25 protein-coding genes are annotated in these 26,740 nt (G+C 73.1%); 5 read left to right on the top strand and 20 right to left on the bottom strand.

Annotation, left to right across the window (positions count from 1 at the left end; all coding sequences use genetic code 11):
• The first annotated feature begins 8 nt into the window (after positions 1-8).
• The 3 genes from FEF34_RS26110 (at position 9) to FEF34_RS26100 (ending at position 2,162) form a co-directional block, all read left to right on the top strand.
• The gene (locus FEF34_RS26110) at positions 9-779 is read left to right on the top strand and encodes a metal ABC transporter ATP-binding protein (RefSeq protein ID WP_138055318.1); all 771 of its coding nucleotides are present in this window, start codon (positions 9-11) and stop codon (positions 777-779) included.
• Positions 776-1,687, top strand: coding sequence for a metal ABC transporter permease (locus tag FEF34_RS26105; protein ID WP_171053332.1), 912 nt, complete (start codon positions 776-778; stop codon positions 1,685-1,687). Before FEF34_RS26110 ends, FEF34_RS26105 begins: the two co-directional genes overlap by 4 nt.
• A gap of 64 nt (positions 1,688-1,751) precedes the next feature.
• Complete coding sequence (locus FEF34_RS26100) at positions 1,752-2,162, top strand: Fur family transcriptional regulator (RefSeq protein ID WP_138055316.1); 411 nt, start codon at positions 1,752-1,754, stop codon at positions 2,160-2,162.
• 209 nt (positions 2,163-2,371) lie between these two features.
• Here FEF34_RS26100 and FEF34_RS26095 read toward each other — a convergent pair whose 3' ends face one another.
• The 10 genes from FEF34_RS26095 to leuA form a co-directional block, all read right to left on the bottom strand.
• Positions 2,372-3,211 (bottom strand): isoprenyl transferase, encoded by an 840-nt coding sequence (locus FEF34_RS26095; protein WP_138055315.1) that lies wholly within the window; start codon positions 3,209-3,211, stop codon positions 2,372-2,374.
• Between the two features lie 11 nt (positions 3,212-3,222).
• Complete coding sequence (gene recO, locus FEF34_RS26090) at positions 3,223-3,984, bottom strand: DNA repair protein RecO (protein ID WP_138055314.1); 762 nt, start codon at positions 3,982-3,984, stop codon at positions 3,223-3,225.
• 103 nt (positions 3,985-4,087) lie between these two features.
• Positions 4,088-4,420, bottom strand: coding sequence for an ArsR/SmtB family transcription factor (locus FEF34_RS26085; RefSeq protein ID WP_093656858.1), 333 nt, complete (start codon positions 4,418-4,420; stop codon positions 4,088-4,090).
• Positions 4,421-4,567: 147 nt separating this feature from the next.
• Positions 4,568-4,942 (bottom strand): hypothetical protein, encoded by a 375-nt coding sequence (locus tag FEF34_RS26080; RefSeq protein ID WP_138055313.1) that lies wholly within the window; start codon positions 4,940-4,942, stop codon positions 4,568-4,570.
• A 377-nt stretch (positions 4,943-5,319) separates the two neighbouring features.
• Positions 5,320-5,541, bottom strand: a complete 222-nt coding sequence (locus FEF34_RS26075; RefSeq protein WP_138055312.1) for an H/ACA ribonucleoprotein complex subunit GAR1/NAF1 — start codon at positions 5,539-5,541, stop codon at positions 5,320-5,322.
• Positions 5,542-6,222: 681 nt separating this feature from the next.
• On the bottom strand, positions 6,223-7,656 hold the full coding sequence (locus tag FEF34_RS26070; RefSeq protein ID WP_138055311.1) for a hypothetical protein: 1,434 nt from the start codon (positions 7,654-7,656) through the stop codon (positions 6,223-6,225).
• A gap of 258 nt (positions 7,657-7,914) precedes the next feature.
• Positions 7,915-10,212: a tetratricopeptide repeat protein gene (locus tag FEF34_RS26065; protein WP_234042561.1), complete on the bottom strand. Its 2,298-nt coding sequence runs from the start codon at positions 10,210-10,212 to the stop codon at positions 7,915-7,917.
• Between the two features lie 84 nt (positions 10,213-10,296).
• Positions 10,297-11,256, bottom strand: coding sequence for a class A beta-lactamase (gene bla, locus FEF34_RS26060; protein WP_138055310.1), 960 nt, complete (start codon positions 11,254-11,256; stop codon positions 10,297-10,299).
• A gap of 1,219 nt (positions 11,257-12,475) precedes the next feature.
• Complete coding sequence (locus FEF34_RS26045; RefSeq protein WP_138055308.1) at positions 12,476-13,195, bottom strand: TerB family tellurite resistance protein; 720 nt, start codon at positions 13,193-13,195, stop codon at positions 12,476-12,478.
• Positions 13,196-13,353: 158 nt separating this feature from the next.
• Positions 13,354-15,117: a 2-isopropylmalate synthase gene (leuA, locus tag FEF34_RS26040; RefSeq protein ID WP_138055307.1), complete on the bottom strand. Its 1,764-nt coding sequence runs from the start codon at positions 15,115-15,117 to the stop codon at positions 13,354-13,356.
• Between the two features lie 323 nt (positions 15,118-15,440).
• Here leuA and FEF34_RS26035 point away from each other — a divergent pair, with 323 nt between their 5' ends.
• Together FEF34_RS26035 and FEF34_RS26030 are read left to right on the top strand one after the other, a co-directional pair.
• A complete protein-coding gene (locus FEF34_RS26035) occupies positions 15,441-16,493 on the top strand; it encodes a M4 family metallopeptidase (protein WP_138055306.1) in 1,053 nt (350 codons plus the stop codon).
• A gap of 25 nt (positions 16,494-16,518) precedes the next feature.
• Positions 16,519-16,785, top strand: a complete 267-nt coding sequence (locus FEF34_RS26030) for a protealysin inhibitor emfourin (protein WP_138055305.1) — start codon at positions 16,519-16,521, stop codon at positions 16,783-16,785.
• 202 nt (positions 16,786-16,987) lie between these two features.
• Here the strand turns inward: FEF34_RS26030 and era are convergent, their stop codons facing one another.
• The 10 genes from era to FEF34_RS25980 form a co-directional block, all read right to left on the bottom strand.
• Positions 16,988-17,935: a GTPase Era gene (gene era / locus FEF34_RS26025; protein ID WP_138055304.1), complete on the bottom strand. Its 948-nt coding sequence runs from the start codon at positions 17,933-17,935 to the stop codon at positions 16,988-16,990.
• Positions 17,936-18,540: 605 nt separating this feature from the next.
• Positions 18,541-19,524 carry a COG1470 family protein gene (locus FEF34_RS26020; protein ID WP_138055303.1) on the bottom strand — a complete coding sequence of 328 codons (984 nt, stop codon included), beginning with the start codon at positions 19,522-19,524 and terminating at the stop codon, positions 18,541-18,543.
• A 61-nt stretch (positions 19,525-19,585) separates the two neighbouring features.
• Positions 19,586-20,923, bottom strand: a complete 1,338-nt coding sequence (locus FEF34_RS26015) for a WxL domain-containing protein (protein WP_171053092.1) — start codon at positions 20,921-20,923, stop codon at positions 19,586-19,588.
• A gap of 329 nt (positions 20,924-21,252) precedes the next feature.
• The gene (locus FEF34_RS26010; RefSeq protein ID WP_138055302.1) at positions 21,253-21,615 is read right to left on the bottom strand and encodes a hypothetical protein; all 363 of its coding nucleotides are present in this window, start codon (positions 21,613-21,615) and stop codon (positions 21,253-21,255) included.
• 1 nt (position 21,616) lies between these two features.
• Positions 21,617-21,970, bottom strand: a complete 354-nt coding sequence (locus tag FEF34_RS26005; RefSeq protein WP_138055301.1) for a cytidine/deoxycytidylate deaminase family protein — start codon at positions 21,968-21,970, stop codon at positions 21,617-21,619.
• Positions 21,971-22,065: 95 nt separating this feature from the next.
• Complete coding sequence (locus tag FEF34_RS26000) at positions 22,066-22,419, bottom strand: MmcQ/YjbR family DNA-binding protein (RefSeq protein WP_138057731.1); 354 nt, start codon at positions 22,417-22,419, stop codon at positions 22,066-22,068.
• A gap of 8 nt (positions 22,420-22,427) precedes the next feature.
• Positions 22,428-23,696, bottom strand: coding sequence for a hemolysin family protein (locus FEF34_RS25995; protein ID WP_138055300.1), 1,269 nt, complete (start codon positions 23,694-23,696; stop codon positions 22,428-22,430).
• Positions 23,693-24,190: an rRNA maturation RNase YbeY gene (gene ybeY, locus FEF34_RS25990; protein WP_138057730.1), complete on the bottom strand. Its 498-nt coding sequence runs from the start codon at positions 24,188-24,190 to the stop codon at positions 23,693-23,695. The genes FEF34_RS25995 and ybeY overlap by 4 nt, the downstream gene beginning before the upstream one ends.
• Positions 24,191-24,204: 14 nt before the next feature.
• Positions 24,205-25,227, bottom strand: coding sequence for a PhoH family protein (locus FEF34_RS25985; RefSeq protein ID WP_138055299.1), 1,023 nt, complete (start codon positions 25,225-25,227; stop codon positions 24,205-24,207).
• A 390-nt stretch (positions 25,228-25,617) separates the two neighbouring features.
• Positions 25,618-26,724 (bottom strand): carbohydrate kinase family protein, encoded by a 1,107-nt coding sequence (locus FEF34_RS25980; RefSeq protein ID WP_138055298.1) that lies wholly within the window; start codon positions 26,722-26,724, stop codon positions 25,618-25,620.
• Between the last annotated feature and the right edge of the window lie 16 nt (positions 26,725-26,740).

Below are 26,740 nucleotides of genomic sequence, written 5' to 3'. Positions count from 1 at the left end.
CGAAGCCCATGGAGCCCGTCGCAGAGCCCGTCATATCCGTCCGCGGGGCCCGTGCCACGCTGGGTTCGCGTCCCGTGCTGCGCGGCGTCGACCTTGCGGTGGAGCGCGGTGAGGTCGTGGCGCTGCTCGGCGCGAACGGCTCGGGGAAGTCGACGGCCGTGCGGTCGCTGATCGGCCAGGTGCCGCTCACCGGTGGTTCGGTGTCCTTGTTCGGTACGGAGTTGCGCCGTTTTCGTGCGTGGTCGCGGGTGGGTTACGTACCGCAGCGCACGACCGCGGTGAGCGGAGTGCCGGCGACGGTCCGGGAGGTGGTGGCGTCCGGCCGGCTGTCGCGGACGAGGTTGGGGTGGCCGTCGAAGGGCGACCGTGCGGCGGTGCGGCGGGCGATCGGGCTCGTCGGGCTCGCCGACCGGGCGAGGGACTCGGTGAGCGCTCTGTCGGGCGGGCAGCACCAACGGGTGCTGATCGCCCGTGCGCTGGCCGCGGAGCCGGAACTGCTGATCATGGACGAGCCGATGGCGGGTGTGGACCTGGCCAGTCAGGAGATCCTCGCCGGGACGCTGCGGGAGCAGGTGGCGGCGGGGACGACGGTGCTGCTGGTGCTGCATGAGCTGGGCCCGCTGGAGCCGTTGATCGACCGGGCGGTGGTGCTGCGGGACGGCTGCGTCGTCCATGACGGGCCGCCTCCGCGTGCCGTGGGCCAGCATGCGCTGCCCGGCCACGACCACGTTCATCCGCATGCGGCCGACGAGCCGCTCCGCACGGGACTGCTGAGCTGATCATGGAATTCCTCCAGGACCCCTTTATGCAGCGGGCGCTGCTGGCCGCCGTGCTGGTGGGCGTCACGGCACCGGCCGTGGGCATTCATCTGGTGCAGCGCCGGCAGGCGCTGATGGGCGACGGCATCGGCCATGTCGCGCTGACCGGTGTCGGTCTCGGTTTCCTGCTGTCGACGAATCCGGTGTGGACGGCGACGCTGGTGGCGGTGGCCGGTTCGGTGGCGATGGAGCTGATCCGGGCGTACGGGCGGACCCGCGGTGACATCGCGCTGGCGATGCTGTTCTACGGCGGGATGGCGGGCGGTGTGATGTTGATGAGTCTCAGCGGGACGGGGTCGAGCGCCAATCTGACGTCGTACCTTTTCGGTTCGCTGTCCACCGTCTCGGACGAGGACGTCGTCGCGATCTGTCTGCTGGCGGGCTTCGTGCTGCTGGTGACGGTGGGGTTGCGGCGGCAGTTGTTCGCGATCAGCCAGGACGAGGAGTTCGCGCGGGTCACGGGGCTGCCCGTGCGGGCGCTGAACCTGCTGGTGGCGGTGACGGCCGCGGTGACGGTGACGGTCGCGATGCGTGTTGTCGGGCTACTGCTGGTGAGCGCGCTGATGGTGGTGCCGGTGGCGGCGGCGCAGCAGGTCACGCGTTCGTTCGCGGTGACGTTCGTGGTGGCGGTGGCGATCGGGGTGGCGGTGACGCTGGCCGGTACGGTCACCACGTACTACCAGGACGTGCCGCCGGGTGCGACGATCGTGCTGCTGGCGATCGCGGTGTTCGTGCTGTTCACGGCGTTGGCGACGCCGCTGGCGCGGCGGCGGTCGCGGGTGGCCGAGGCGTTGGCGGGGGCTGCGGGGGCGGAGTGCGACGTGGACGTTCCGGCGACCCGCCGTCCGGCGGGTGACGCCGCGGTCTGACCGGTGCCCGTGGCGGGCCTGGCAGAATGGCCGTCGAGGAGCGGCGGAACGTAAGGAGGTACCTGTGGCGACGGCTGGACCCCCCGTGCGCGGCCGGTCGACCCGTCAGCGGGCCGCGGTCGCGGCGGCGCTGGACGAGGTGGACGAGTTCCGCAGTGCGCAGGAGCTGCACGACATGCTCAAGCACCGCGGCGATTCGGTCGGCCTGACGACGGTCTACCGGACGCTGCAGTCGCTCGCCGATGCCGGCGAGGTCGATGTGCTGCGCACGAGCGACGGTGAGTCGGTGTACCGGCGTTGTGAGTCGGGTGAGCACCACCATCATCTGGTGTGCCGGGTGTGCGGCAAGGCGGTCGAGGTCGAGGGGCCCGCTGTGGAGCAGTGGGCGGAGACGATCGCGGCGCAGCACGGCTATGTGAACGTGGCGCACACGGTGGAGATCTTCGGTACGTGCGCGGAGTGCGCGAAGAAGTGATCCCGCACCCCGCGGTCCCGGTCCCGGGACCGCGGGGTGCGGCGGGGTGACTGAAGGGGTCCGCACCGGCTGCCGGCCGGTGCGGGCCCTTCGCAGTGGGGCCGTCGTGTGCGGCTTCCTGCTCGTTCTGCTTGCCGTGGGGCCGTACGGGCGCAGCCGTAGGGCCGCGTTCGTGGGCTGTGTGTGAGCCCTCGTGCGGTGTGCGTGGGCTACGACTTGTCGAGTTCCTTCTCGATGCGGGCGAGTTCCTCGTTCGGGATGGCGCCGCCGAAGCGGCGGTCGCGCTGGGCGTACTCCAGGCAGGCCCGCCACAGGTCGCGGCGGTCGAAGTCGGGCCAGAGCACGTCCTGGAAGACCATCTCGGCGTAACTGCTCTGCCAGATGAGGTAGTTGGAGGTGCGCTGCTCGCCGCTGGGGCGCAGGAAGAGGTCGACGTCCGGCATGTCCGGGTAGTACAGGTACTTCTGGAACGTCTTCTCGTTGACCTTGGCGGGGTCGAGCCGGCCGGCGGCGACGTCCTCGGCGATCTTCTTGGCGGCGTCGGCGATCTCGGCGCGTCCGCCGTAGTTGACGCAGAAGTACAGCGTCATGGCGTCGTTGTCCTTGGTCTGCTCCTGGGCGACCTGGAGTTCCTGGACGACGGACTTCCACATCTTGGGCATCCGGCCGACCCAGCGGATGCGGATGCCGAGTTCGTCCATCTCGTCGCGGCGCCGGCGGATCACGTCCCGGTTGAAGTTCATCAGGAAGCGCACCTCCTCCGGGGAGCGCTTCCAGTTCTCGGTGGAGAAGGCGTAGAGGGAGAGGTTCTTGACGCCCATCTCCAGGCAGCCCTTGAGTACGTCGAGGACGACGCCCTCGCCGACCTTGTGCCCCTCGGTGCGCGGCAGTCCGCGTTCCTTGGCCCAGCGCCCGTTGCCGTCCATGACGACGGCGACGTGGTCCGGCACGAGTTCGCCGGGGATCCTCGGCGGTTGCGCTCCGGACGGGTGCGGCTCGGGGACCTTGTACTCGCGGCGGGAACGTCCCAGGATTCCGCGTCGTGCCATGGGGGTCACACTCACTTCTTCTCGACGTGCTTCTCTACGTACCGCAGCGAGCGCAGGCCGCGCTCCAGGTGCCAGTGCAGATAGGCGGACACCAGTCCGCTGCCCTCCCTGACGTGGCGTTCCTCGCACGCCCGTGCCGTGTCCCAGTCTCCGGTCAGCAGCGCGCTGAGCAGGCCGATCGCCTCAGCAGAGGGTACGACGCTGCCGGGGACACGGCAGTCGGCGCAGATGACCCCGCCGGCGGCGACGGAGAAGAACCTGTTCGGCCCGGGCATGCCGCATTTCGCGCAGTCGGAGAACGACGGCGCGTAGCCGTTGACGGCGAGGGAGCGCAGCAGGAACGCGTCGAGGACGAGGTGCGGCGGGTGCTCGCCGCGGGCGAGGGTGCGGAGCCCTCCGACGAGCAGCAGGTACTGCTGGACGGACGGTTCGCCCTCGTGGTCGGTGAACCGTTCCGCGGTCTCCAGCATGGCGGTGCCCGAGGTGTAGCGGGCGTAGTCGGTGACGATGCCGCTGCCGTACGGGGCGATCGTCTCGCTCTGGGTGCACAGCGGAAGGCCGCGGCCGACGAGGTCGCCGCCGCGGGCGAAGAACTGGACGTCGACGTGCGAGAACGGTTCGAGGCGGGCGCCGAACTTCGATTTGGTGCGGCGTACTCCGCGGGCGACGGCCCGGACCCGCCCGTGTCCGCGGGTGAGGATCGTGATGATGCGGTCCGCTTCGCCCAGCTTCTGGGTGCGCAGCACGATGCCGTCGTCGCGGAACAGGGTCATGGGGCCATTCTCTCGCACCGGCCGGGCGGCTCCGGGGCGGGTTCGGCGGGTCCGTCCCGGGGGTTGTGTCGCGGGTCGGTCCCGGGTCCGCCCCGGGGCCGTCTCACACGTCGGCCTGGCGGAGTTCCTCGAGGAGCTCGTTCTGTCCGACGAGGAGTTCGGTGAGGATGCGGCGGGCGGCGCGGAGCAGTTCCGCGACGTCGCCGCCGGCGAGGGCGTAGCTGACGGTGGAGCCGTCGCGTATCGACACGACGATGCCGGAGCGGCGCAGCACGGCCAGCTGCTGGGAGAGGTTGGACGGTTCGATCTCGATCGCGGTGAGCAGGTCGCGCACCGGTACCGGACCGTTCTGCAGGAGCTCCAGCACCCGGATGCGGACGGGGTGCCCGAGCATGCGGAAGAACTCCGCCTTGGCCTGGTACAGCGGTACCTGCATGTGATCGCTCCCGGTGACTCGACGACTACGGGCCGATCCTCCCGTCTCCGGCTGCCCGACTCCCAGAGGGTTGATCCCATCGGGATCTGGCGAATTGAAGAAATTTTCAACTCGTGGGCAGCCGGAGACGTGGGGACCGTCACGGCTCTACAGCTCGAGATCCACCTCGATGCGCCGCAGTTGGTGGCGGGCCATGGCCAGGTTGGCGTTGCCCTTGTCGAGGACGAGGTAGAGGAAGAGGCCGTTGCCTCCGCGACCCTTGAGCAGCCGGATCAGGTGGTACTGGGTGCCGAGCGTGATCAGGATGTCGTCGATGTCGTCGGTGAGCCCGAGGTGCTCCATGGTGCGGGCCTTGGCGCGGATCACGTCCGTGTTGCCGGCCGCCGCCACCGCCAGGTCGAGGTCCTTGCCGCCACCCAGGGTTCCCAGAGCCATCCCGCTGGTGTAGTCCACGAGCGCCACCCCCAGCGCCCCCTCTATCGACGTCATGGACTCTTTCAGGGAGGTCTCCACATTGGCCATCGCTGCGCTCACTCCTCATCAGTGCGTGCTGTCGGATGCCGGTCCGGCGCGAACGGACTGATCGCACGGCCGGCATGTGACGAGGAGGCTACCCACCGTGAAGGAGCCGTGGAGGAGTAACGACGGAATATGCCAACAGCAGGCCGGAAACGGATCCTTGTCCGTAAGATGCGCGCCGCCCGCGGGCGTCCGGGCGCGGCGGGAGGGGCGCCGGAGCCGCGAAGGGCGGTGCCGTACGGCCGTCTGGGGAGGGTGAGCGGGCCGCGACGGGTCAGCGGCGGGGGCGTGGGGGCGGGACGGGCAGGCGCGGGGCCGCGGGGGCTTTCGCCCGCGGGATGAGGAACGCCGTTGCGCCCGGGCACCGTCGGGCGCGCGGGCTACGGCACCTCGCCGCGGCTGCGGGCGTTCGCGTAGGCGGTCGCGGCGCTGAGGCGTTCCGCGGGGGTGGCGATGCGCAGGTCGTCGGGGGCGCAGGCCCATTCGCGTCCGCAGCCGACCGGTGCGAGGCGGACGTGCGGTCCCATGAGGTCGAGGACCCGCCCGACGCGGCCGGTGCTCGTGTCGACGGCGTACGCCCCCACGGGCGGGGGTGACGTCATCGGCCCGTCTCCTCCGCCGGCAGCGCGGTCCCGGCACTGGGGCGCCCGGGTCCGACGAGGACACCGCGCTCTTCTCCGACGCGGGGCGGGGGGCCGACGCCGGGCGACGGCTGTGGCACTCCGACGCGGGCGGGAGCGCCCCGCAATTCCGCCGCTGCCGCTTCGGTGTCGTGGGGACGTTCCTTTTCCGCCATGGTGCTCCTTTCCTCCTGCATCCCGATACCTTTCCTCTTCCCCATCCCGAGTGTCCTCTTTCCCATCCCGAGTGTGAGGACACGGATCCGGAATCGGCGGACGAACGCGCGCCGTAACTGCACGGAACCACAAAGGAGTTAATCCATGGCCGACGCAGATATGGGTGGAGGGCCGGAGAACGGCAGGTCGCACGGGGTTCCTCCGGCCCGGAGTCGGGGCTGCGGCATGAAGCGGGCGGGTCGGCTCAGGGGCGGGACCGGGGCGTCGGGAATGCGCTCCGGCGGGCCGGTGAAGGCCGGGGCGAACGGACTGTTCGCAGGTCCCGGAAGGACGGCCCGGGGCACGGACCGGTCGAACTCCGCGGACGCCGGTTTGCCTCAGCGGATTCGGCGGCGGCCCGAAAAGCGGACCGCCGTAACGGAAAGGTCGGGCGGAGGGCGGTACGGTCCCGGGCCGGGCGGCCCGGGACCGTGGATCCGGTGCGGGTCAGGCCGCGAGGGCGCCCTTGCCGCTCGCGAGCGGCCATTCGCGGTGGAGGCTGCCCAGCGGGATCCGGTGCTGGAGGATCGGCGTGCCGAAGACCGCCAGCTGGAACTGGAGGTGTCCGCTCAGGCCGAAACCGCCGTGGAGCGCCCACCTGCCGGTGACCGACGCGGTGCCGTCCGTGGCGGCGTCGGCGCGGGCCTGGGCCTCGGCGCGCAGGTAGGGGGCGAAGTCTGCGGTGAGGCCGACCATGCCGTACAGGCCGACGGACGCCTCGGCGCCGAGGGTCGCCCTGGCCTGGCCTGCGGCGGTGACGGTGGTGCGGACCGGGGTGCCCTTGACGTCGGAGGCGCTGACCGGGGTCCAGCCGTCGCCGGGGGCGTAGCTGCCTCCGACGCGGAAGTCACCGCGTACGTCCTGCTGTACGTCGAGGGTGATGCGGCCGTCGGCCTCGACCTGGAGGTAGCAGGTGAGGTCGAGGTTGACGACGACGGGGACGGGGCCGACCTGGATCACCGGGTCGGCGTGGAGCTTGGCGAACGGGATGCGCTGGGTGGCCTTGGCGGAGGCGCGGCCCTTGACGGCCCACTGGGCGGTCCAGTCGCCGGTCATACCGAGGAACGCGGAGCCTGGCGCGGGACGTCCGGCCTGGCCGTTCGCGCTGCCGTCGTAGGAGAACTCGACCTGCGGTGAGAGCTGCACGAAGCCGGAGAGGGAGGCGGCGGCGGAGACGGGGGCGTCGTCGGCGGTGGCCAGGGCCGCGCCGACGTCGAGGCGCAGGCTGCCGAGGGGCAGCTTGCTGCCGCTGGGGCCGAAGGTGGCGCCTCCGGTGCGGGCCCAGGAGACCTTGACGCCCTCGACGAGGGGTTCGACGTCGACGGTGGAGGGGTCGACGGGGACCTGTCCGTCGGCCTTGTCGTCGGCGAGGAGGGTGCTGAGGGTGGTGGGTGCGGTGCGGACCTCGGTGCCCTGGTCGGTGGTGCCGAGGACCTCGGTGACCTCGGCGAGGAGGCCGTCGGGGGCGCCGGGGGCCGGGGCGCTGGCGATGACGTCGCCGGTCTTGACGGGGGTGTCCGCGGTGGGGCCGGTGGTGGGGGCCGTCGGACCGCCGGAGCCGGGCGGGTTCGGTTCGGCGGGCGGGGCGGCTATGACGGCGCGCCGGGTGCGCTTGTCGTAGGCGGCGACCTTCAGCGTGCTCTCGGCGGCGGCGGTGGTGCCCGTGGTGGTGCGGCGGGCGACGGCGGTCGGGGCGGCCTCGCCGCGGGGGGCGGCTTCGACGTCGAGCTGTTCGGTTCCGTCCGCCGCCGCGGCGGTCGCGGCGGGGGTGGGCCCGGTCCCGGGCCGGTCGGAGCCGTCGGGGGCGGCCGAGCATCCGCTCGCGGCGAGCGCGAGGGCGGTCAGCGTGGGGACCAGGAGTCTCCTGGTGGCATGGCGCACGGGGGTGTCCTCCGGCGGTGGAGCGGTGAGGGGGGTGGTTGCCGCGACCCGCGCTTACCGGCGAGTAACAGCGGGGGAATCATGGCATGCACACGCGCCGCCCGCACAATCCCACTGCACCCAACACCCGCGCGGAAAAGGGTTGTTGACCCTTGGACAATGCCCGCGGTGCGACGGGCAGGCCGGGCGGGCCTCCCCAGCCCGGCCTGCGCCCCGTCGCTCCTGCGCGGTGTCCGCGCGGGGCACCAACCGCTCTGCTCAGCGGCCGAGTTTGCGGCGGACCTCGGCCTCGCGGACGTGGTCACCCAGCAGTCGGTGGACGGCCGCGGCCCTGCGGTACTGCTCGTCGGCCCCCAACTGGTCCCCCTGTACGAGCAGGTTGTCGCCCACAGCCTCCGCGGCCGCCGCCACCCCCGCGCCGAGGCCTGCGCGTTCGAAGGCGGCCAGCGCGGCGCGGTGCAGTTCCACGCCCTCGCCGTAGGAGCCGCGCCGCTCCTCCAGACGCCCCAGCTCGCACAGGGTCCAGCCCTCCGCCGCCGGGAGGCCGTCGCGGCGGTAGAGGGCGAGGGCGGAGCGCAGATGGCGTTCGGCGGGCACGAAACCCCCGGCCTGCGCGTAGGCCGTGCCGAGATGGCGCCGGGCGTCGGCGGGGCCGGCCGGGTCGCCGGTGCGCCGGGCGAGCACGGGCAGCGCCCGCTCCAGGCAGTCGATCGCCTCGTCGGGGCGGCGCCGGTCCATGTGGAGGAGGCCGAGGCCGAGCAGCACCTCCGCCTCGCCCGCGGTGTCGTTCGCCGCCCGGCAGCCCTCCAGCGCGGTGTGCAGCTCCCGCAGGGCCTCCTCGTACCGGCCGGCACCGCGCAGAACGGCGCCCAGCAGCCGTCGGGTGGTGGTCTGTTCTGCGCGGGAGCCGGCATGCCGCTGGAGGGTGGCGGCCATGCCCAGATGGTCCACGGCCCGGTCGAGCTGCCCCTGGTGCGCGTACGCGGAGCCGAGGCCGCGCATGGCGTGGGCCGTCCAGCCCTGCTCGCCGGAGCGGCGGGCCGCGTCGAGGACGGCGGCCCACATGGCGACGCGCGGGGACTGCCCGGGCCGCCCCTCGAGCCAGGGGTCGGCGGCCAGGGCGAGGGCGTGGGCGTGGCGGTGCAGTCCCTCACGTACGGCGGTGCGGACGAGACGGGGGATGGCGTGCTGTTCCGGGGCACCCCATGCCCCGCCGCCGTGGGCGGAGGCGTCCTCGGTGTAGGCGGTGAGAATCCGCTCGAGGACCGCCCGGCGGTCGGCGGGTGCCGTCTCGTGGTCGAGGCGTTCGGCGGCGAGCAGACGGACCAGGTCGTGCAGCTCGTAGGCGTCGGGGCCCGCGGGCCGGGCGAGTTGGGCGTCGGCGAGCCGGTCGAGGCCGCTTCGGACGCCTGCCGGGTCGTCGGCCGCCGCCGCGGCCGCGATCCGTACGGTCACCCGGGCCGCCGGGCAGACGCCGAGGACGCGCAGCAGCGCACGGTCGCCGGCGCCGAGTCCGGCGTAGGCGGCTTCGAAGGCCGCGCGGACCGCGAGGTCCTCCGTGCGCAGATGGTGGAGACGGTCGCGCTCGGCGGCGAGACGGCCCGCGAGGACCGGTATCTGCCCGGTGGGACGGGAGCGCTGCAAGCCGGCCGCGAGACGGACGGCGAGCGGCAGCCGTCCGCAGGAGTGGACGGCGGACCGCGCGTGGTCGGGCTCGGCCGTGGCGCGGCCGGGCCCGGCGACGGCTGCGAGGAGGGCGAGTGCGTCGGGCTCGGTGAGCGGGCCGAGCGGAACGGACGCGGCCTCGGGCAGGTCCCGGAGCGCGTCGCGGCTGGTGATCAGGGTCAGGCAGTGCTCGCCGGCCGGCAGCAGCGCGCGGGCCTGAACGGCGTCCGCCGCGTCGTCGAGGAGCAGCAGGATCCGCCGGCCCGCGGTCCGGCCGCGGAAGCGGGCGGCCAGGGCGGCGCCCGTGCCCGACCGCTCCTCGGCCGGGGCGCCCAGGGCGGCGAGGAACCCGGCCAGTACCGCGGAGGTGGCGGGCGGTTCACCGCGGCCGCCGCCGAGGTCGGCGTACACCCGTCCTTCGGGGAAGAGCGGCCGCAGTTCATGGGCGAGCCGGACGGCGAGCGCGGACTTGCCGGTGCCGGGCGCGCCGGTCACGGCGATGACGTGGTGGCCGGCGCGGACCATGCGCAGCACCGCGTCCGTCTCGACGGCCCGCCCGGTGAAGTGGTCGGCTGCGGCGGGCAGTTCCGCCGGGTCCGGCGGCGGGGCGGGGGCGGGGGGCGGCGGTACGGCGGGGCTTCGCCGGGTGCGCGCGCGGCGGACCGCGGTGCACGCGGCGCCCGCCGCCACGGCGGCGGCGAGCGGCCAGAGGAGCGGGGCGAAGACCGGGGGGAGGGTGCCGCAGGCCGCGGTGTGCAGGGCGAGGGCGAGCGGCACCGACAGCAGTGCCGATCCCGTGACCAGCACGGCGGTCGAATGAGTGCGCAGCACGGTCCCCCCGTCCCGGTCCCCGGCGCCCTGGTCCGTGCCCACGCCGTACGCGTTCGTCACATTCTGGCCCGCTCCCCTTCCGATGCGCCCGATCGGGAAGGGGATTTCGGGAATGGTTGCGAGGGTACGCCGCCGCCGGGGAGCTCAGCCGAGCGCGTCGGCGAGCAGTCCGGCGGTCCGGGCGACGAGCCGGTTGTCCGCGGCGTCGTCGGGTTGCTGCCGGGTCGTCAGGACCGCCAGGACGACGGGGGTGCCGTCGGGGGTCCAGGCGACGCCTACGTCGTTGTTGGTGCCGTACTCGCCGCCGCCGGTCTTGTCCGCGAGGGTCCAGTCGTCGGGAAGTCCGGCGCGGAAGCGTTCCTTGCTGGTGGTGTTGTTCAGCAGCCAGCCGGTGAGCCGCCGCCGGTCCGGACGGGAGAGTGCGTCGCCGAGGACGAGCCGGGTGTAGGTCCGTGCGATGTGGCGCGGGTCGGTGGTGTCCTCCACGCGCCAGGGCTCGGCCGAGTTCAGATGGGGCTCCCAGCGGTCGAGCCGGGTGACGCCGTCGCCGACGGAGCGGCAGAAGCGGGTGACGGCGGTGGGGCCGCCGAGTTCGCGCAGCAGGAGGTTGGCCGCGGCGTTGTCGCTGTAGCGTACGGCGGCGTCGCAGAGCTCGGCCACGGTCATGCCGCGGGCGAGGTTCTCGTCCCGGCCGGTGATGACGGCGTAGCCCGACTCCTCGGTGTCCTTCTCGGTGTAGCGGATGCGCTCGGCGAGGAACTCGCCCTTGCGGTCGAGGTCCCTGAGGACGGCCGCGACGGCGAGGGTCTTGAACACCGAGCACATGGGGAACAGTTCACCTGCGCGGTGCGAGACGGTCCGGCCCGTCCTCATGTTGCGGGCGAAGACGCCGAGCCGGGCGGTGTGCTCCCGCTCGAGCTCGCTCAGGCTGCGGGAGATCCCGTCCGGCCGGGGCGTGCCGCCCGGGGCGGCGCCGGCGTGCGGCTCGCCGCCGCGGCGCGGCGGGGTCGCCGCCGCGCTCGACGGCAGCCCCGCGGCCAGTGCGGCGCCCGCGCCGGCGGCCAGCAGTGTGCGACGGGTCCGGTGTGCTCGTGACGACTCCAAGGCCTTGCTTCCCCTTCTCCTTTGGCGCCCCGGCCCGGGTACGGCCGGCGGCGCCTTCGCGGTACGTGTGCGGCGACGACGCGTTCGCCGGTCGGCGGCGTCCGTGCGGGCCCGACGCCTCCCGCCTGCTCCGAGGCCCGCGCCGTCCGTCGCTGCGAGTGTGTGCCCGCGCCGTCCGTCGCTGCGGGAGCGTGCGCCGTCCGCAGTTCTTGCCTGCCGGGCCCGTCCGCGCCCGCGGCGTCCTTGGCCTGCCGGTGCCCCGGCCGCCCGTCGCCGACGTGCCCTTCGGAGCCGAGTCCCCTGACTGTCCCCGGGCGTCTCCGTCCGCCCTCGGTCCGCGGTGTCCCGCCTGCTGTGCCGGTGGTCCTCCCGCCACGGCGATCACTGTTCAGGATGGCGGAACGGCCCGATCGGTTCCGGGTCCGCGCCGGCGCGCTGGTCGGCCGCCGGGCACCACCAGGCCCGACTCGTGGGCGACGATGACGAGTTGGACCCGCTCCAGGGTGCCGGTCCTCCCCGTGATCCGGCTGACGTGCGTCTTCGCCGTGAACGGGCTGAGGCCCGGGGTCCCGGCGCCCCGGCGCTGTTGTGACCGCGTGCGACGAAGGCGAGAAGCCTGCGGGACAGCGCGGGCCGCGCCCGGCGCGGGCCGGGGCCCGGCGGCCGGGCGACGGCCGGTGCCGCGGGTTTTTGTGGTGAACGGGGCCCCGTCCCCGGCCCCCTCCGGCGAGGCGGCCCGGACGGATCCGGACTCCCGGCGGGAGGGGGAACGTCCGGCTGGAGGTCGAGCCGGGTGTCACCGCCCGGGTGGGCCCCGGCGGGCGCGGTCACTCCCCGGGGAGTGCGGCGGAGCCTCGACGCGGGGGCCGCCGGGGCGTCGATGCCGCCCGGTGCGCGTCACGCCCGTCGTGCGCGTCACGCCCGTCGTGCGCGTCACGCCCGTCGTGCGCGTGAAGCACGTCGTGCGCGTGAAGCACGTCGTGCGCGTGAAGCACGTCGTGCGCGTGAAGCATGTGAGGCGCACGCGGGGCGCCGACGCGGCGGGTGACGCGCACGCCGCCGCACCCGGCGTGCGGCGCGTGCCTTCACGCCAGGGCGCGGCGTCGCGGACCGGCCGAGGCGGCGGCCGGTCCGCCTCGGGGAGCGCCGTGCCCCGGGCCGGCTGCGGCACGCGGCAGCGGCATCACGCCGTCCGCGCGGCGCCCGCCTGCCGCTCCGCCTACGGGGACGGGGTGCGTGCCGCGGCGAGGAGGCGAGCCGTGTCGTCGGCGCACAGTTGCAGCGCGTTCCCGACCGTGGTCAGCACGTCGTGTTCCGCGGGGATGTAGGGCCCGTCGGCGAGGGCGATCCCGGCGCCGTGCAGCAGGATCGATTCGCGCCCGGCCGGGGCGAGATGCGGGGTGAGCGGTTCCAGCACCTCGTGGAGTTCGATGGCGAGGGCGGCTCCGCAGGGTCCGGCGTCGGTGATGAAGCGTCCGGTGTCGGCGGCGAGCGCCTCCACCATGGCCGTCAGCTGGTCCTCGGTGCAGTCGCTGACGCCGGCGGCGCGGACGGTGGCGACCGCGGTCCGGCGGACCGTGCGGGAGGAGGTGCCGCCGGCGGCGAGGACGGCGAGCGCGACCGTGTGCACGGCGTCGCGGAGCATCGCGGAGAAGCGGCCGGTGGTGGGGTGGTCCAGTGTCTCGGTGCCGAAGTGGCCGTGGCAGGCGGCGCATTCCACGACCGGTCCGGCCTGGCCGCGCGGGAGGACGGGGACGCCGAGGACGGTGAAGCGGCGGCGGCCGGTGCGGCGGCGGTAGTTGCGGTCGCCTCCGCATTCGGGGCAGAAGAACTCGCCGTCGCCGACGGTGCTCCACGACGTGCGCACCCCGAAGACACGAAGACCGCGATGACCGTGGATGTGCGGTTTTCGGCCGCTCTGTCCGCGGGTTGGCAGCACGTCGCACCTCCGTGACCCTTCGGCAGCATTGCCGCGTTGACGTGATGTTAGCCACATGGCGGATGCCTCGTCAGCACCCGGGCGTCACATCGCCCGGACATGGCCGAACCCCGCCCCTGTGCCGGGGCGGGGTCCGTGGCCGCGGGCGGCGGCGGGCGTCAGCGGGAGGCGCGGTTGACGGCCGACACGACCGCCTTCAGCGAGGCGCGGGTGGTGTTGGCGTCGATGCCGATGCCCCACAGGACCTTTCCGTCGATGGCGCATTCGATGTAGGAGGCGGCCTGCGCGGACGCGCCCTCGCTCATCGTGTGCTCCTGGTAGTCCAGGACGCGCGCGTCGACGCCGATCCCGTTCAGGGCGTCGACGAACGCGGAGATGGGGCCGTTGCCGCTGCCGGTCAGCACGGTGTCGGCGCCGTCCACGACCGCCTCCACCGTCAGGGTGTCGGTGCCGTCGGTGTCCGAGGTGGACTGGCCGGAACGCAGCTGGACGCGGCCCCACGGATCGACCGGGTTGGGCAGGTACTCGTCCTGGAAGACGGACCAGATCTCCTTCGGCGTGACCTCGCCGCCCTCGGCGTCGGTCTTGGCCTGAATGATGCGGGAGAACTCGATCTGCATCCGGCGCGGCAGGTCCAGCTTGTGGTCGTTCTTCAGGACGTAGGCGATTCCGCCCTTGCCGGACTGCGAGTTGACGCGGATGACCGCCTCGTAGGAGCGGCCCACGTCCTTCGGGTCGATCGGCAGGTACGGGACGGCCCACTCGATGTCGTCGGTCGTCACGCCGCGGGCGGCCGCGTCGGCCTCCATGGCGTCGAAGCCCTTCTTGATGGCGTCCTGGTGGGAGCCGGAGAAGGCGGTGTAGACGAGGTCGCCCGCGTAGGGGTGGCGCGGGTGGATCTGCATCTGGTTGCAGTACTCGCTGGTGCGACGGATCTCGTCGATCTGCGAGAAGTCGATCTGCGGGTCGACGCCCTGGGAGAAGAGGTTCATGCCCAGGGTCACCAGGTCGACGTTGCCGGTGCGCTCGCCCTGGCCGAACAGGCAGCCCTCGATGCGGTCGGCGCCCGCCATGATCGCCAGTTCGGCGGCGGCCACGGCGGTGCCGCGGTCGTTGTGCGGGTGCACGGACAGGCAGACGTGCTCGCGGCGGGTCAGGTGGCGGGACATCCACTCGAAGCGGTCGGCGTGGGTGGAGGGCGTCGAACGCTCCACGGTGGCGGGCAGGTTCAGAATGATCTCGCGGCCGGGAGCGGGCCGCCAGACGTCGCAGACCGCCTCGCAGACCTCCAGGGCGAAGTCCAGTTCGGTGTCGGTGAAGATCTCCGGGCTGTACTGGTAGCCGAAGACGGTCTCGTCGCCCAGCAGCTTCTCGGCGTACTCCATCACCAGCCGGGTGCCGTCGACGGCGATCTGCTTGATCTCGTTCTTGGAGCCGCGGAAGACGACGCGGCGGAACGTCGGCGCCGTCGCGTTGTACAGGTGGACGGTGGCGCGCCTGGCGCCGACGATCGACTCGACGGTGCGCTCGATCAGGTCCTCGCGGGCCTGCGTCAGGACGGAGATCGTCACGTCGTCCGGGATCGCGCCCTCTTCGATGATCGAGCGCACGAAGGCGAAGTCGGTCTCGCCGGACGAGGGGAAGCCGACCTCGATCTCCTTGTAGCCGAGGCGGACCAGCAGGTCGAACATCTCGCGCTTGCGGGCCGGCGACATCGGGTCGATCAGCGCCTGGTTGCCGTCCCGCAGATCTGTGGACAACCAGCGCGGGGCCTTGGTGATCCGCTTCTCCGGCCAGGTGCGGTCCGGGATGTCGACGGCCTCGTACCGGCCGTACTTGTGGATCGGCATGCCGGAGGGCTTCTGGGTGTGCGTGGTGTTGGTGATCGGCGTGGGGCGGCCGTTCCACTGCGACTGTGACATTGCGTCGGGCTCCTCGGGGTCCTGCGGGCTGGGGTCCTCCCACGCCCTGGGGGGCGGTGGGGGAGGCCGACTGTCAACGCAGCACCAGACTCCGCGGGGAGGGGGTCGGCCTACGACTACAGGCCCTCGCCGCGGCGGCTAAGAAGAAGCAGCCCGAAACGCATGATGCGGACGAGCCTAGCCGAGCTTCGACGCGGGCACCGGTCCCGTTTCAGTATGCGGGATGACCGATCGGTAACGGGCATATGTGACAGATCACTCCATTTCACTAATCGTCGTCGCATCCAGTGACAGCCGCATGGCGCAGTGCCACATTGCCAGACATGGACTCCTTCACGCCTGTCTTCTGCGGCATTGTGCCGCCGCACCTCCTCGACAAGCTCGCGCGTGCCGGTGATCCGGCCGTCGCCGCCGCGGCCCGCCGCACTCTCGTCGCGGACGCCGCGCACCGCACGGGGCGCCGGCTGACCACCCTCACCGGCGCCCCGGCCCCGCCCCAGGAGGTCGTCCCCGGCCCGCAGCGCACCCTGTACGACGCCGGGAACGAGACCGCGCTGCCCGGCACGAGGGTGCGCTCCGAGGGCGACGAGCCCGTCCAGGACGCCACCGTCAACCGCGCCTACGCCGGCCTCGGCGCGACGTTCGACCTGCTCCTGACGGCCTACGGGCACGACTCGATCGACGGTGCGGGCCTGCCTCTCGACGCGACCGTCCACTACGACGAGAAGTACGGCAACGCCTTCTGGAACGGCGAGCGGATGGTGTTCGGCGACGGTGACGGCGAGATCTTCCTCGACTTCACCGGTCCGGTCGACGTCATCGCCCACGAACTGGCGCACGGCTTCACCCAGTACTCGGCGAACTTCACCTACTTCGGCCAGCCCGGCGCGCTGAACGAGTCGGTGTCGGACGTCTTCGGCTCCCTGGTGAAGCAGTGCACGCTCGACCAGAGCGCGGACCGGGCCGACTGGCTCATCGGTGCCGGGCTGCTCGCGCCGCAGGTCAGCGGGGTGGCGCTGCGGTCGATGAAGGCGCCGGGCACGGCGTACGACGACGACGTGCTCGGCAAGGACCCCCAGCCGGCGACGATGGCCGACTACGTCCGCACGGGCCGGGACAACGGCGGCGTCCACATCAACTCGGGCATCCCCAACCACGCCTTCTACCTGCTCGCGACCCAGCTGGGCGGCAAGGCGTGGGAGCGGGCGGGGCAGATCTGGTACGACACGATGACCTCGGGGAGGCTGCGGGTCGACGCGTCGTTCGCCGAGTTCGCGAGCGAGACCGTCGAGGCCGCCACCGCGCGCTACGGCCGGGGCGAGGAGCGCGAGGCCGTGGTGAAGGCGTGGTCCCGGGTCGGTGTGCCTGCCAACTGAACGGGATCCGTACTAGACAGGAACCATGCGCATCCACGTACGACGCACGGGCGGGTTCGCCGGCATCGAGCGGGTCTCCGAGGTCGACACCGCCGGGCGGCCCGACGCCCAGGAGTGGCACGCCATGGCCGAGCAGGCGATGGACGACGGCCGGGACACCCCGCCGGTCGGGGTGGCGGACGGCTTCCAGTACCAGCTCACGGTGGACGGGACCACGGTGTACTGCGCCGACCCCAGGCTGACCGAGGCCCAGCGGAAGCTGATCACCCGGGTGCTGAAGGAAGGTTCCTGAGGCCCCCGGGCCGGCCGGGGAAGGGCCCCCGCCGCGCCCCGGGGGGCCGGTACCGGGCCGGCCTGCTTCTGGGGCCGGCGTGCTCCCGGGGCAGGCGCGCGGGACGGTGCGACCGGGGCCGGCGCGCGGGACCGATGAGGCGGGACGGCGGCCGGCGCCGGGACCCGAGGCGGGTCGGAGCCGACCGGTCCGGCCGGAGCCGTCAGAAGCCCAGCCTGCGCAGCTGCTTCGGGTCCCGCTGCCAGTCCTTCGCGACCTTCACGTGCAGATCGAGGAAGACGGGGGTGCCGAGCAACGCCTCGATGTGTTTGCGGGACTTGGTGCCGACCTCCTTCAGGCGGCTGCCCTTGGGGCCGATGATGATGCCCTTCTGGCTGGGGCGCTCGATGTAGACGTTGGCGTGGATGTCGAGGAGCGGCCGGTCCGCCGGGCGTCCCTCGCGCGGCAGCATCTCCTCGACCACGACCGCGATCGAGTGGGGCAACTCGTCGCGTACGCCTTCCAGCGCCGCCTCGCGGATCAGCTCGGCGACCATGACCTGCTCCGGCTCGTCCGTGAGGTCGCCCTCCGGGTAGAGCGGGGGGCTCTCCGGGAGCAGCGGGACGAGGAGGTCCCCGAGCAGGGTGACCTGCTTGTCACCGACGGCCGACACCGGGACGATCTCCGCCCATTCGATGCCGAGCTCGCTGCCGAGGCGGTCGACGGCGAGGAGCTGCTCGGCCAGGGTCTTGGAGTCGACGAGGTCGGTCTTGGTCACGATCGCGACCTTGGGCGTCTTCTTGATCCCTGCCAGTTCCTTGGCGATGAAGCGATCGCCGGGGCCGAGCTTCTGGTCGGCCGGGAGGCAGAAGCCGATCACGTCGACCTCGGCCCAGGTGGTGCGTACGACGTCGTTGAGCCGCTCGCCGAGCAGGGTGCGCGGCTTGTGCAGGCCGGGGGTGTCCACGAGCACGAGCTGGGCGTTCAGGTCGGGGCGGTGGACGATGCCGCGGACGGTGTGACGGGTGGTCTGCGGCCGGTTGGAGGTGATGGCCACCTTCTGGCCCACCAGAGCGTTCGTGAGGGTGGACTTGCCCGCGTTGGGGCGGCCGACGAAGCAGGCGAAGCCGGCGCGGTGCGGGGCCTCGGACCGGGGGGTGTGAACGCTCATGCGGGCCATTCTCCCCGATCCTCGGGGCGGTCACGTACCACGTGCCGCCGGGGGGCACGGACGCCCGGCGCCGCGTCCCGTCCGGGACCCGGTGTGACGGACCCGTGACGGCCCGGCCGGCGCCCGTCCGAACGCCCCGCGCGTGCAGGGCGGCGCCGCGCGGGGCGTGCGGGAACCCGCCGAAGGCCCCAGCCCCGGCCGACGCCCGTCCGAACGTCCCACGCGTGCAGGGCGGCGCCGCGCGGGGCGTGCGGGAACCCGCCGAAGGCCCCAGCCCCGGCCGACGCCCGTCCGAACGTCCCACGCGTGCAGGGCGGCGCCGCGCGGGGCGTGCGGGAACCCGCCGAAGGCCCCAGCCCCGGCCGACGCCCGTCCGAACGTCCCACGCGTGCAGGGCGGCGCCGCGCGGGGCGTGCGGGAACCCGCCGAAGGCCCCAGCCCCGGCCGACGCCCGTCCGAACGTCCCACGCGTGCGGGGCGCGGCGCCGCGCGGGGCGTGCGGCCTCGCCGGGCGGGCGCGCACGGCTCCCGGCACGGCGAACGTGTCGACGTGCCGGGGCCGGCGTCGACGTGACGCGGGGCCGGCGGTACGCGGCCGGGGGCGCTCAGCCTGCGCGTACCGACCGGCGTCGCGCCCGGACCCACACCAGCGCCCCGGCACCGGCCGCGAACAGGACGGCCGCGGCCAGCCAGGGGACGGCGAGGAAGGACGCCGCTCCGGATCCGCGGGCGCCGTGTGCGCTCGCCGTGAGGGTCACCTCGCCCCAGTCGAGCTGCGGGGCCCCGGCCCAGCTGGTGGTGAACCGGATCCGCTGCCGGGGAAGCAGTTCGCCGGGGACGCCGTCCAGGTCCCGGGCCAGCAGGGTGCGGCCGAAGAGGCCCTCGGCGCGGAGGGCGACCTTCGGGGCGAGGGTGACGTTGCCGCGGTTGTGCAGGGTGTACGAGACCAGGGCGCTGCTGTCGCCGGTGCCCGGCACGAGGGGTTTGTCCGGCACGTAGCGGACGTCCTCGACGGAGAGAGCGGGCATGGCCGGTCCGTTCACCCGCAGGTAGACGCGGGCGCCGACCGCCCGCTGGATGCCGACGGCCACCGCTCCCCCCGACCCGGCGGCGACGCGTTCGTCCAGGGCGACCAGCGCGCCGGGGTGGTCGCCGGGCTCCGCGTCCTCGGGGACGGTGAGGGTGTACGGGACGGTGACGGCGGAGCGGGCTGGCACGGTCACCCGGGCCCGGTCCGGCTTCGCCCAGGCACCGACGCCGCGCTGCCTCTCCTGGCGGGTGCGCACGGCGAAGCCGCCGTCCCGTTCGGTGTTGTAGGCGTCCGCCCCGTACAGCAGGAACGTCAGCGGGGCGGCGGTCTTGTTGGTCACGGTGACGCTGTCGGTGAGCCTCGTGCCGGGGTCGGCGGAGAGGTAGAAGTACGGTCGGCGGGCGGGGCCGGAGGCCGTGGGCTCCACGGACCACTCGCCGTTGTCGGCGGCGTGCGCGGACGGGACGGCGCACAGCAGTGCCGCCAGCGCGAGGAAGGGGACGAGGAGCGTCGCGAGCCTCGCGAGCGGCGGCGGGAGGGGTGCGGGCGGTCTTCGCACGGGCGCGGATCCCCCGGATCGGGGCGGGCCGACCGGGTGCGCGCCCGGCCCGCCGTGGGTGTCAGGTGAGGGTGAGGGTCAGCACGCCGGAGTAGGCGCCGGGTGCGGTGAACGCCGGCACGTCCAGCGTCACCTTCGCGCCCGCGGTGAACTCACCGCCGGTGAGCGCCCCGTCGGGGGTGGACGCCAGGGTGGCGCCGGCGGTGCCGACGGCGCCCGCGGAGCCCGCCGCGCAGGTGCTGGGGCTGCCGGCCTTGGTGGCGCAGGCCGGGGTCCAGCTCAGCCGGCCGGCGTCGATCTTCCCGCCGGGACCGGTGAAGTCGGTGACCTTGCCGGTCAGGGACCAGCCCGCGGGACCGCCGCGGAAGTCCTTGACGGTCACCGCGTGGAGGTCGCCGGTGGCGGCGCCGCCCTTGCCGAAGTCGACGGAGGTCAGCTGGACGGTGTCACCGGCCTGGGTCATGGACAGGGTGCCGGCCGCGACGGCCGTGGTGAGCTTCTGGCTGTTCGCGGGTACGGGGGTGTCGTCGACGACGGTGTACGCCGCGGGGCCCGCGCCCTTGTCGTCACTCCACGCGGTGCCCTCGTAGGCCACGACTCCGGTGGTGGCCTTGTCGGCGACCGTGAGCCGGGCGGTGAAGGTACCCGCCGCGCTCGCCTTCACGGTCATCTTGTCCGCGGTCTCGGCAGCGCCGGCGCGGCCCGCGACGGTGACGTCCGCGAGGGGGGTGAACTTCGCGCCGGTGACGGTCACCTGGTCGCCCGGCTTGCCGGAGGCGGTGCCGAGTTGGACGGACCGTTCGTTGGCGCCGGGCTGTTCGGTGGCGACGATCGTCTGCGAGACGGGCGCGGGCGGGTTCGTCACCGTGCAGGGGGTGTCCAGCTCCATGATGTAGCTGGTGTGGATGTTGTAGTCGCCCGGCGAGAGGGTGATCGAGCCGGGCGCGGTGACCGTGAAGGCGCCGGTCATGGAGAACGCCGGGAACGGTGCCTTGCCGGGGACGGGCGGGTTCTTCTTCGGGCCGGCGACGGTGACGCTGCCGGGCTGCGCTCCCCCGAGGGTCACCTTGCCGGTCGGGGTCATGATGTCGGCGGGCAGCGCCAGGTCGACGGGGTTGCCGGCGGCGGGCTCGGTGACCGTGTAGGTGACGGTGACCGTGTCGCCCACCTTGGGTGCGGCGTTGTCGACGGTGATCTCGGCGCTGGTCGTGCCGTCGATGGGCGGGATGCCGGATATCGGCGGCGGTACGCAGTGGGTCGGGAAGTCGACGGCCTGGGCCGTCGCGACCCGGGCCGCGGCGGAGGGCGCGAGGAACCCGCCGCCGGTGGCCACGAGCGCGCTCACCCCCAGTAGCGCCGCCCAGCGGCGTCTTCGTGGTGTGGATGGCAGGGACGCCATGCGCTTCCCCCTTCAATCGGCTTCACTCGGCCTTGACTCGGTGGCCGTCATTGACGGGGCGGGGGAAAGAGAAGTCAATGGAATCGAAATGCACCGACTGATGACCCATCAGATCGTGTCAAGATCGATGTCGTACCGGACTCAAGATCGGCGTTTTCGCAGGTAGGAACCCCTTCACCGCTCGGGTCGGTGCCGGGCCCACCCGGCATCCTGCCGGTACGGCACCCGGCCGGGCCGACGAGGGCGCGGCCGAAGGCGGTCGAACGGGACGGAGCGCGGGCGGGCCGCCGGTTCACTGGCGGTCCGCCGCGGACCGCTCGCGCCCGCCGTCAGGCCGGCGCCGAACCGTTCGCGCGGCGCCGGGCGAGCAGGGCGGCCGTGCCGACCGCGGCGTAGAGCACGGTGAGGACGCCGAGCGTCAGGTCCAGCCAGTCGACCGGGGCGCCCGACACCAGATCGGCCGCCGCGGGGACGCCGACGGCGAAGCCGACGGTCAGCAGGACGACCGCCGCGGCCGTGCGCAGGGCACGGCGGCGCGGCCCGGTGCTCAGTTCGGCGCCCGCCGCCGCGGCGAGGAACAGCGGGAACGCGTCGGACCAGGCCACCCGGCCCGACACGGCCCAGTCGACACCGCTGATGACGACGCCGACGAGACCGACGGCCAGGACGACCAGGCCCCAGGTGCGGGACACCTCAGTCCGCCGTCAGGGTCGCTCGGAGCACGCCGTCGGGACCGGCGAGCAGCACCGGCGTACCCGGGCCGCCCAGGTCCCGTACCGCGGCGCGGTCGGCGTCGGCGACCGTGTCGGTGTCGGCGACGACCGCCGCGGCCTCCAGGGAGGTGGCGCCGCTGGCCACGGCCATGGCGACGGCCGTCCGCAGGGCGCTCAGCCGCAGCGACTCGAGCGCCACCGTGCCCGCGACGTACGTCCGTCCGGTCTCGTCCCGCACCGCTGCGCCCTCGGGCACCCCGTTGCGCGCACGGGCGCTGCGCGCCAGCGTGATGATCTTGCGGTCTTCGGGATCGAGTCCGGAGCTGTCAGTCATGGGACGAGCATAGTTCGCGGCACGGACCCGCCCGGCAGGCACCGGCTGCGGACGGTCGGGCGGCGGGGCGGCGTACCCGGCGCGGGCGTTGGGGCTCACGGCCGGTCCAGGCGCAGCCGCTCCGCCTTCGGCAGGCCGGCGACGACGAGGTCGTAGGAGTCCTCGACGAGCTCCCGGACCGTACCCGCCGGGAGCTCCGCCACCGTGACCGTGTTCCAGTGCCGCTTGTTGAGGTGGTAGCCGGGGACGATCGCCGGGTACTCGGCGCGCAGCCGGACGGCGTCGTCCGGGTCGCACTTCAACGACACCTTCAGCGGGGTGGCCGCCAGGTCGGAGAGGGCGAACATCTTCCCGGCGACCTTGAAGACCGAGACCTCGGGACCGAAGGGGAAGTCCTCCACCGCGGCGTTCTGCTCCAGGCAGAACTCCTTCAGCCGGCGGGGCGTCAGCGGGCCGCTCACGTCGGCTCCACCAGCACGGTGACGATCTTGTTCCGCCGGCCGGCGGGGGACTCGGCGGTCAGTCGCAGGGCGCGGCCGTCCGGGAGTTCGACCTGGGCGCTGGCGCCTGCGATCGGGACCCGGCCGAGGGACTTGGCCAGCAGCCCGCCGACGGTCTCCACGTCCTCGTCGTCGTAGGCGTCGAGTCCGAACAGCTCACCGAGGTCGCCGATGTCGAGCCGGGCGGTGACCCGGTAGCGCGAGTCGCCGAGCTCCTGCACGGGCGGCAGCTCCCGGTCGTACTCGTCGGTGATCTCGCCGACGATCTCCTCCAGGATGTCCTCGATGGTGACGATCCCGGCCGTGCCTCCGTACTCGTCGATGACGACGGCGACGTGGTTGCGCTCCTGCTGCATCTCGCGCAGCAGATCGCCCGCGTTCTTGGTGTCGGGCACGAAGGCGGCCGGCCGCATCGCGGTGGAGACCAGCTCGGCCTCCGACTCCCGGTTGATGTGCGTCTTGCGGACCAGGTCCTTGAGGTACACGATCCCGACGATGTCGTCCTCGTTCTCCCCGGTGACGGGGATACGGGAGAACCCGGAGCGCAGCGCGAGGGTGAGCGCCTGGCGGATGGTCTTGTAGCGCTCGATGGCGACGAGGTCCGTCCGCGGGACCATCACCTCCCGCACCAGGGTGTCGCCGAGTTCGAAGACGGAGTGCACCATCCTGCGCTCCTCGGCCTCGATCAGCGACTCCTGCTCGGCGAGGTCGACCATCGCCCGCAGCTCGGCCTCGCTGGCGAACGGGCCCTTGCGGAAGCCCTTGCCCGGCGTCAGCGCGTTGCCGATGAGGATCAGCAGCTGCGGGATCGGGCCCATGATCCGGGCGAGCGGCAGCAGGACGTACGCGGCGGCGGTCGCCGTGTTGAGCGGGTGCTGGCGGCCGATGGTGCGCGGCGAGACGCCGACGGCGACGTACGAGACGAGGACCATCACACCGATGGCGACGGCCAGCGCCTGCCAGGTCTCCGTGAACTCCTGAAGACACGCGTAGGTGACGAGCGCCCCGGCCGCCATCTCGCAGGCGATCCGCACGAGCAGGGCGACGTTGAGATAGCGCGTCGGGTCGGACGCGACCTGGACCAGCCGGTCGGCGCCGCGCCGCCCGGAGCGCAGCGCCTCGGCGGCGCGGAAGCCGGAGACACGGGCGATGCCGGCCTCGGCGCAGGCGGCGAGCCAGGCGACGACGACGAGGGCGACGGCGCCGATGACGAGTTGGGCGCTCATGAGACGGTCGGCGCCGGGGAAGGACCGGTCAGGCCCTTCTCCGCCCTCCAGCCGTCGACGATCGCCGCCTGCAGACCGAACATCTCCGCGCGCTCGTCGGCCTCCTCGTGGTCGTACCCGAGCAGGTGCAGCACCCCGTGGACGGTGAGCAGTTGGAGCTCCTCGTCCATGGAGTGCCGGGTCGGCGCTTCCTCGCCCTGCTTCTTCGCCACCTCGGGGCAGAGCACGATGTCGCCGAGGAGCCCCTGCGGGGGCTCCTCGGCGTCCTTGACGGGCGGACGCAGCTCGTCCATGGGAAAGGACATGACATCCGTGGGGCCGGGCAGGTCCATCCACTGGATGTGCAGCTGCTCCATGGCCTCGGTGTCCACAACGATCACCGAGAGCTCGGAGAGCGGGTGGATGCGCATCCGCGCGAGTGCGTAGCGGGCGACGTCGAGGATCGCCTGCTCGTCGACCTCGGTGCCGGACTCGTTGTTGACGTCGATCGACATGGTGCTGACCGGTTTCACTTCCCGTTGCTGCCGTTGCGGCTGTCGTACTTCTCGTAGGCGTCGACGATACGGCCCACGAGCTTGTGCCGGACGACATCCTGCGATGTCAGCATGGAGAAGTGCACGTCCGGGACGCCGTCCAGGATCTCCCGGACCTGGCGCAGACCGCTCCTGGTCCCGCCGGGCAGGTCGACCTGGGTGACGTCGCCGGTGATCACGATCTTCGAGTCGAAGCCGAGACGCGTCAGGAACATCTTCATCTGCTCCGGATTCGTGTTCTGCGCCTCGTCGAGGATGATGAACGCGTCGTTGAGCGTACGGCCGCGCATGTACGCCAGCGGCGCCACCTCGATCGTGCCCGCGGCCATCAGGCGCGGGATCGAGTCCGGGTCGATCATGTCGTGCAGGGCGTCGTACAGCGGCCGCAGATACGGGTCGATCTTCTCGTAGAGCGTGCCGGGCAGGAAGCCCAGGCGCTCGCCCGCCTCGACCGCGGGCCGGGTGAGGATGATCCGGTTGACCTGCTTGGACTGCAGGGCCTGCACGGCCTTGGCCATCGCCAGGTACGTCTTGCCGGTACCGGCGGGGCCGATGCCGAAGACGACCGTGTGCTTGTCGATGGCGTCGACGTAGCGCTTCTGGTTGAGCGTCTTGGGGCGGATGGTACGGCCGCGGCTGGACAGGATGTTCTGGGTGAGGACCTCGGAAGGGGTCTCGGCCGCCGCTCCTCCGCCTTCCTCGCGAAGCATGGCGATCGAGCGTTCCACGGCGTCCTCCGTCATCGGCTGTCCGGTGCGGAGCACCAGCATCATCTCGTCGAAGAGGCGCTGGACCAGTGCGACGTGCCGTTCTTCGCCGACGGCACTGATCACATTGCCGCGGACATGGATGTCCACGGTCGGGAACGCCTGCTCGATCACGCGCAGCAGGGAATCACCAGAACCGAGCACGGTCACCATCGGGTGCTTCGCGGGGACGGTGAAATGGGCTCGTGCCTGCCCCGGCGCGAGGGTCTGGTCTGTGGGTGTCTGAGTCATGGGCCGGCACTCTGGCCTGCGCGTACCTCCCGTTGCAGGGTTCTCGCTGCTCGACAACCTCTGGGTTACCAGCCTACGACCCCGCGCGGACGGTCCCGAAGCGGTTTTCCTCACCGCGGAAGAACCCTTCCCGGCCCGCCGCGAGGCCCCGGGCGGGACCGGAGGGGTGGGGCGGGGCACGGCCACCCGGCACGGCTGACGGGAGTGGCCGGACCCGGCGGGCGCGGGCCGGCGGCAGGAGGTACGCGCAGGGCCGCCGCGCGGGACGGGACCGGGAGGCGTTCGGGAGGGCTCCGGGACCGGGAACCGCCGCGCAGGAGGAGGTACACGCAGGACCGCCGCGCAGAAGGGGACCGGGAGGGCTCCGGGACCGGGGAGCGCGGCAGCGTGTCAGACCGGACGCCGGAAGCCGATCGTGGGCACCGCACGGCGCAGCGGCCAGGGGCGGTCGGGGGCGGGGAGGAGCCGGGCCAGGAAGGCGTAGCGCTCCAGCGCCTCGGGGTCCTGGTCCTCGCAGCCCTGGACGTACTGCCACCAGGCCGCCACCTCGGACCAGCCGGGCGCGGACAGCGAGCCGCCGAACTCCTGGACGGACAGCGCGGCCGTCAGTCCGGCGAAGGCGAGCCGGTCCGCGAGGGGCCAGCCGGCGAGGGTGCCGGTGACGAAGCCCGCCACGAAGACGTCACCGGCACCCGTGGGGTCCAGCGCCTCCACGCCGATCGCCGGGACCTCGGCCGTCCCGCCCGTGGCACCGTCCACGGCGTACGCGCCGTCCGCGCCGAGCGTGACGACGGCGAGCGGCACCTTCTCGGCCAGTGCGCGGGCGGCCGCGCGCGGGCAGTCGGTGCGGGTGTAGCGCATCGCCTCCTCGGCGTTGGGCAGGAACGCCTCGCACAGTCCCAGGTCGTGCAGGGCGCGCAGGTCCCAGCGGCCGGTCTCGTCCCAGCCGACGTCGGCGAAGATCCGGGCGCCGTGGGCGGCCGCCTCCGCGATCCAGGGCTCGACACGGCCGGGCACGAGGGAGGCCACCGCGGCCCGCGCCCGGGGCGCCGCCGCGGGGGCGCTCTCCGAGAGCGGTGCCTCGTGGCCGTGCGAGACCATCGTGCGCTCGCCCTCGTACGCCATGGAGACCGTCACCGGGGAGTGCCAGCCGGGCACGGTCCGCGACGGGGACAGATCGATGCCCTCTCCCTGCTCCAGGGCGTCCCAGCAGTAGTCGCCGTAGAAGTCGTCGCCGAAGGCCGCGGCGAGGGAGGTGCGCAGACCGAGCCGCGCCAGCGCCGTGGCCATGTTGGCGACGCCGCCCGGGCTCTGGCCCATCCCGCGCGCCCAGGTCTCGGTGCCGCGCACCGGCGCGGTGTCCAGGCCGGTGAAGATGATGTCGAGGAAGACCGTGCCGGTGAGGAACACGTCGCACGCCGGGTCCCCTCCGGTGCGCAGGGCGCTCAACGGATCGACGTGCGTGCCGTGTTGCTGCGATCCGTCGGTCGTGATCACGGTGGCTCCCGGATTG

Origin of the sequence: Streptomyces marianii (assembly GCF_005795905.1) — a bacterium.
GTDB lineage: Bacteria > Actinomycetota > Actinomycetes > Streptomycetales > Streptomycetaceae > Streptomyces > Streptomyces marianii.
Note: the sequence above shows the minus strand (reverse complement) of the source record. Positions and strands in the feature narration are given on the sequence as shown.

Bases quoted from the DNA above. Each gene is read 5' to 3' on its own strand.
- FEF34_RS26110 (WP_138055318.1), top strand. From the start codon at position 9: ATGGAGCCCGTCGCAGAGCCCGTCATATCCGTCCGCGGGGCCCGTGCC.
- FEF34_RS26095 (WP_138055315.1), bottom strand. From the start codon at position 3,211: ATGGCACGACGCGGAATCCTGGGACGTTCCCGCCGCGAGTACAAGGTC.
- recO (WP_138055314.1), bottom strand. From the start codon at position 3,984: ATGACCCTGTTCCGCGACGACGGCATCGTGCTGCGCACCCAGAAGCTG.
- FEF34_RS26085 (WP_093656858.1), bottom strand. From the start codon at position 4,420: ATGCAGGTACCGCTGTACCAGGCCAAGGCGGAGTTCTTCCGCATGCTC.
- FEF34_RS26080 (WP_138055313.1), bottom strand. From the start codon at position 4,942: ATGGCCAATGTGGAGACCTCCCTGAAAGAGTCCATGACGTCGATAGAG.
- FEF34_RS26075 (WP_138055312.1), bottom strand. From the start codon at position 5,541: ATGACGTCACCCCCGCCCGTGGGGGCGTACGCCGTCGACACGAGCACC.
- leuA (WP_138055307.1), bottom strand. From the start codon at position 15,117: ATGTCACAGTCGCAGTGGAACGGCCGCCCCACGCCGATCACCAACACC.
- FEF34_RS26035 (WP_138055306.1), top strand. From the start codon at position 15,441: ATGGACTCCTTCACGCCTGTCTTCTGCGGCATTGTGCCGCCGCACCTC.
- FEF34_RS26030 (WP_138055305.1), top strand. From the start codon at position 16,519: ATGCGCATCCACGTACGACGCACGGGCGGGTTCGCCGGCATCGAGCGG.
- era (WP_138055304.1), bottom strand. From the start codon at position 17,935: ATGAGCGTTCACACCCCCCGGTCCGAGGCCCCGCACCGCGCCGGCTTC.
- FEF34_RS26015 (WP_171053092.1), bottom strand. From the start codon at position 20,923: ATGGCGTCCCTGCCATCCACACCACGAAGACGCCGCTGGGCGGCGCTA.
- FEF34_RS26005 (WP_138055301.1), bottom strand. From the start codon at position 21,970: ATGACTGACAGCTCCGGACTCGATCCCGAAGACCGCAAGATCATCACG.
- FEF34_RS25995 (WP_138055300.1), bottom strand. From the start codon at position 23,696: ATGAGCGCCCAACTCGTCATCGGCGCCGTCGCCCTCGTCGTCGTCGCC.
- ybeY (WP_138057730.1), bottom strand. From the start codon at position 24,190: ATGTCGATCGACGTCAACAACGAGTCCGGCACCGAGGTCGACGAGCAG.
- FEF34_RS25985 (WP_138055299.1), bottom strand. From the start codon at position 25,227: ATGACTCAGACACCCACAGACCAGACCCTCGCGCCGGGGCAGGCACGA.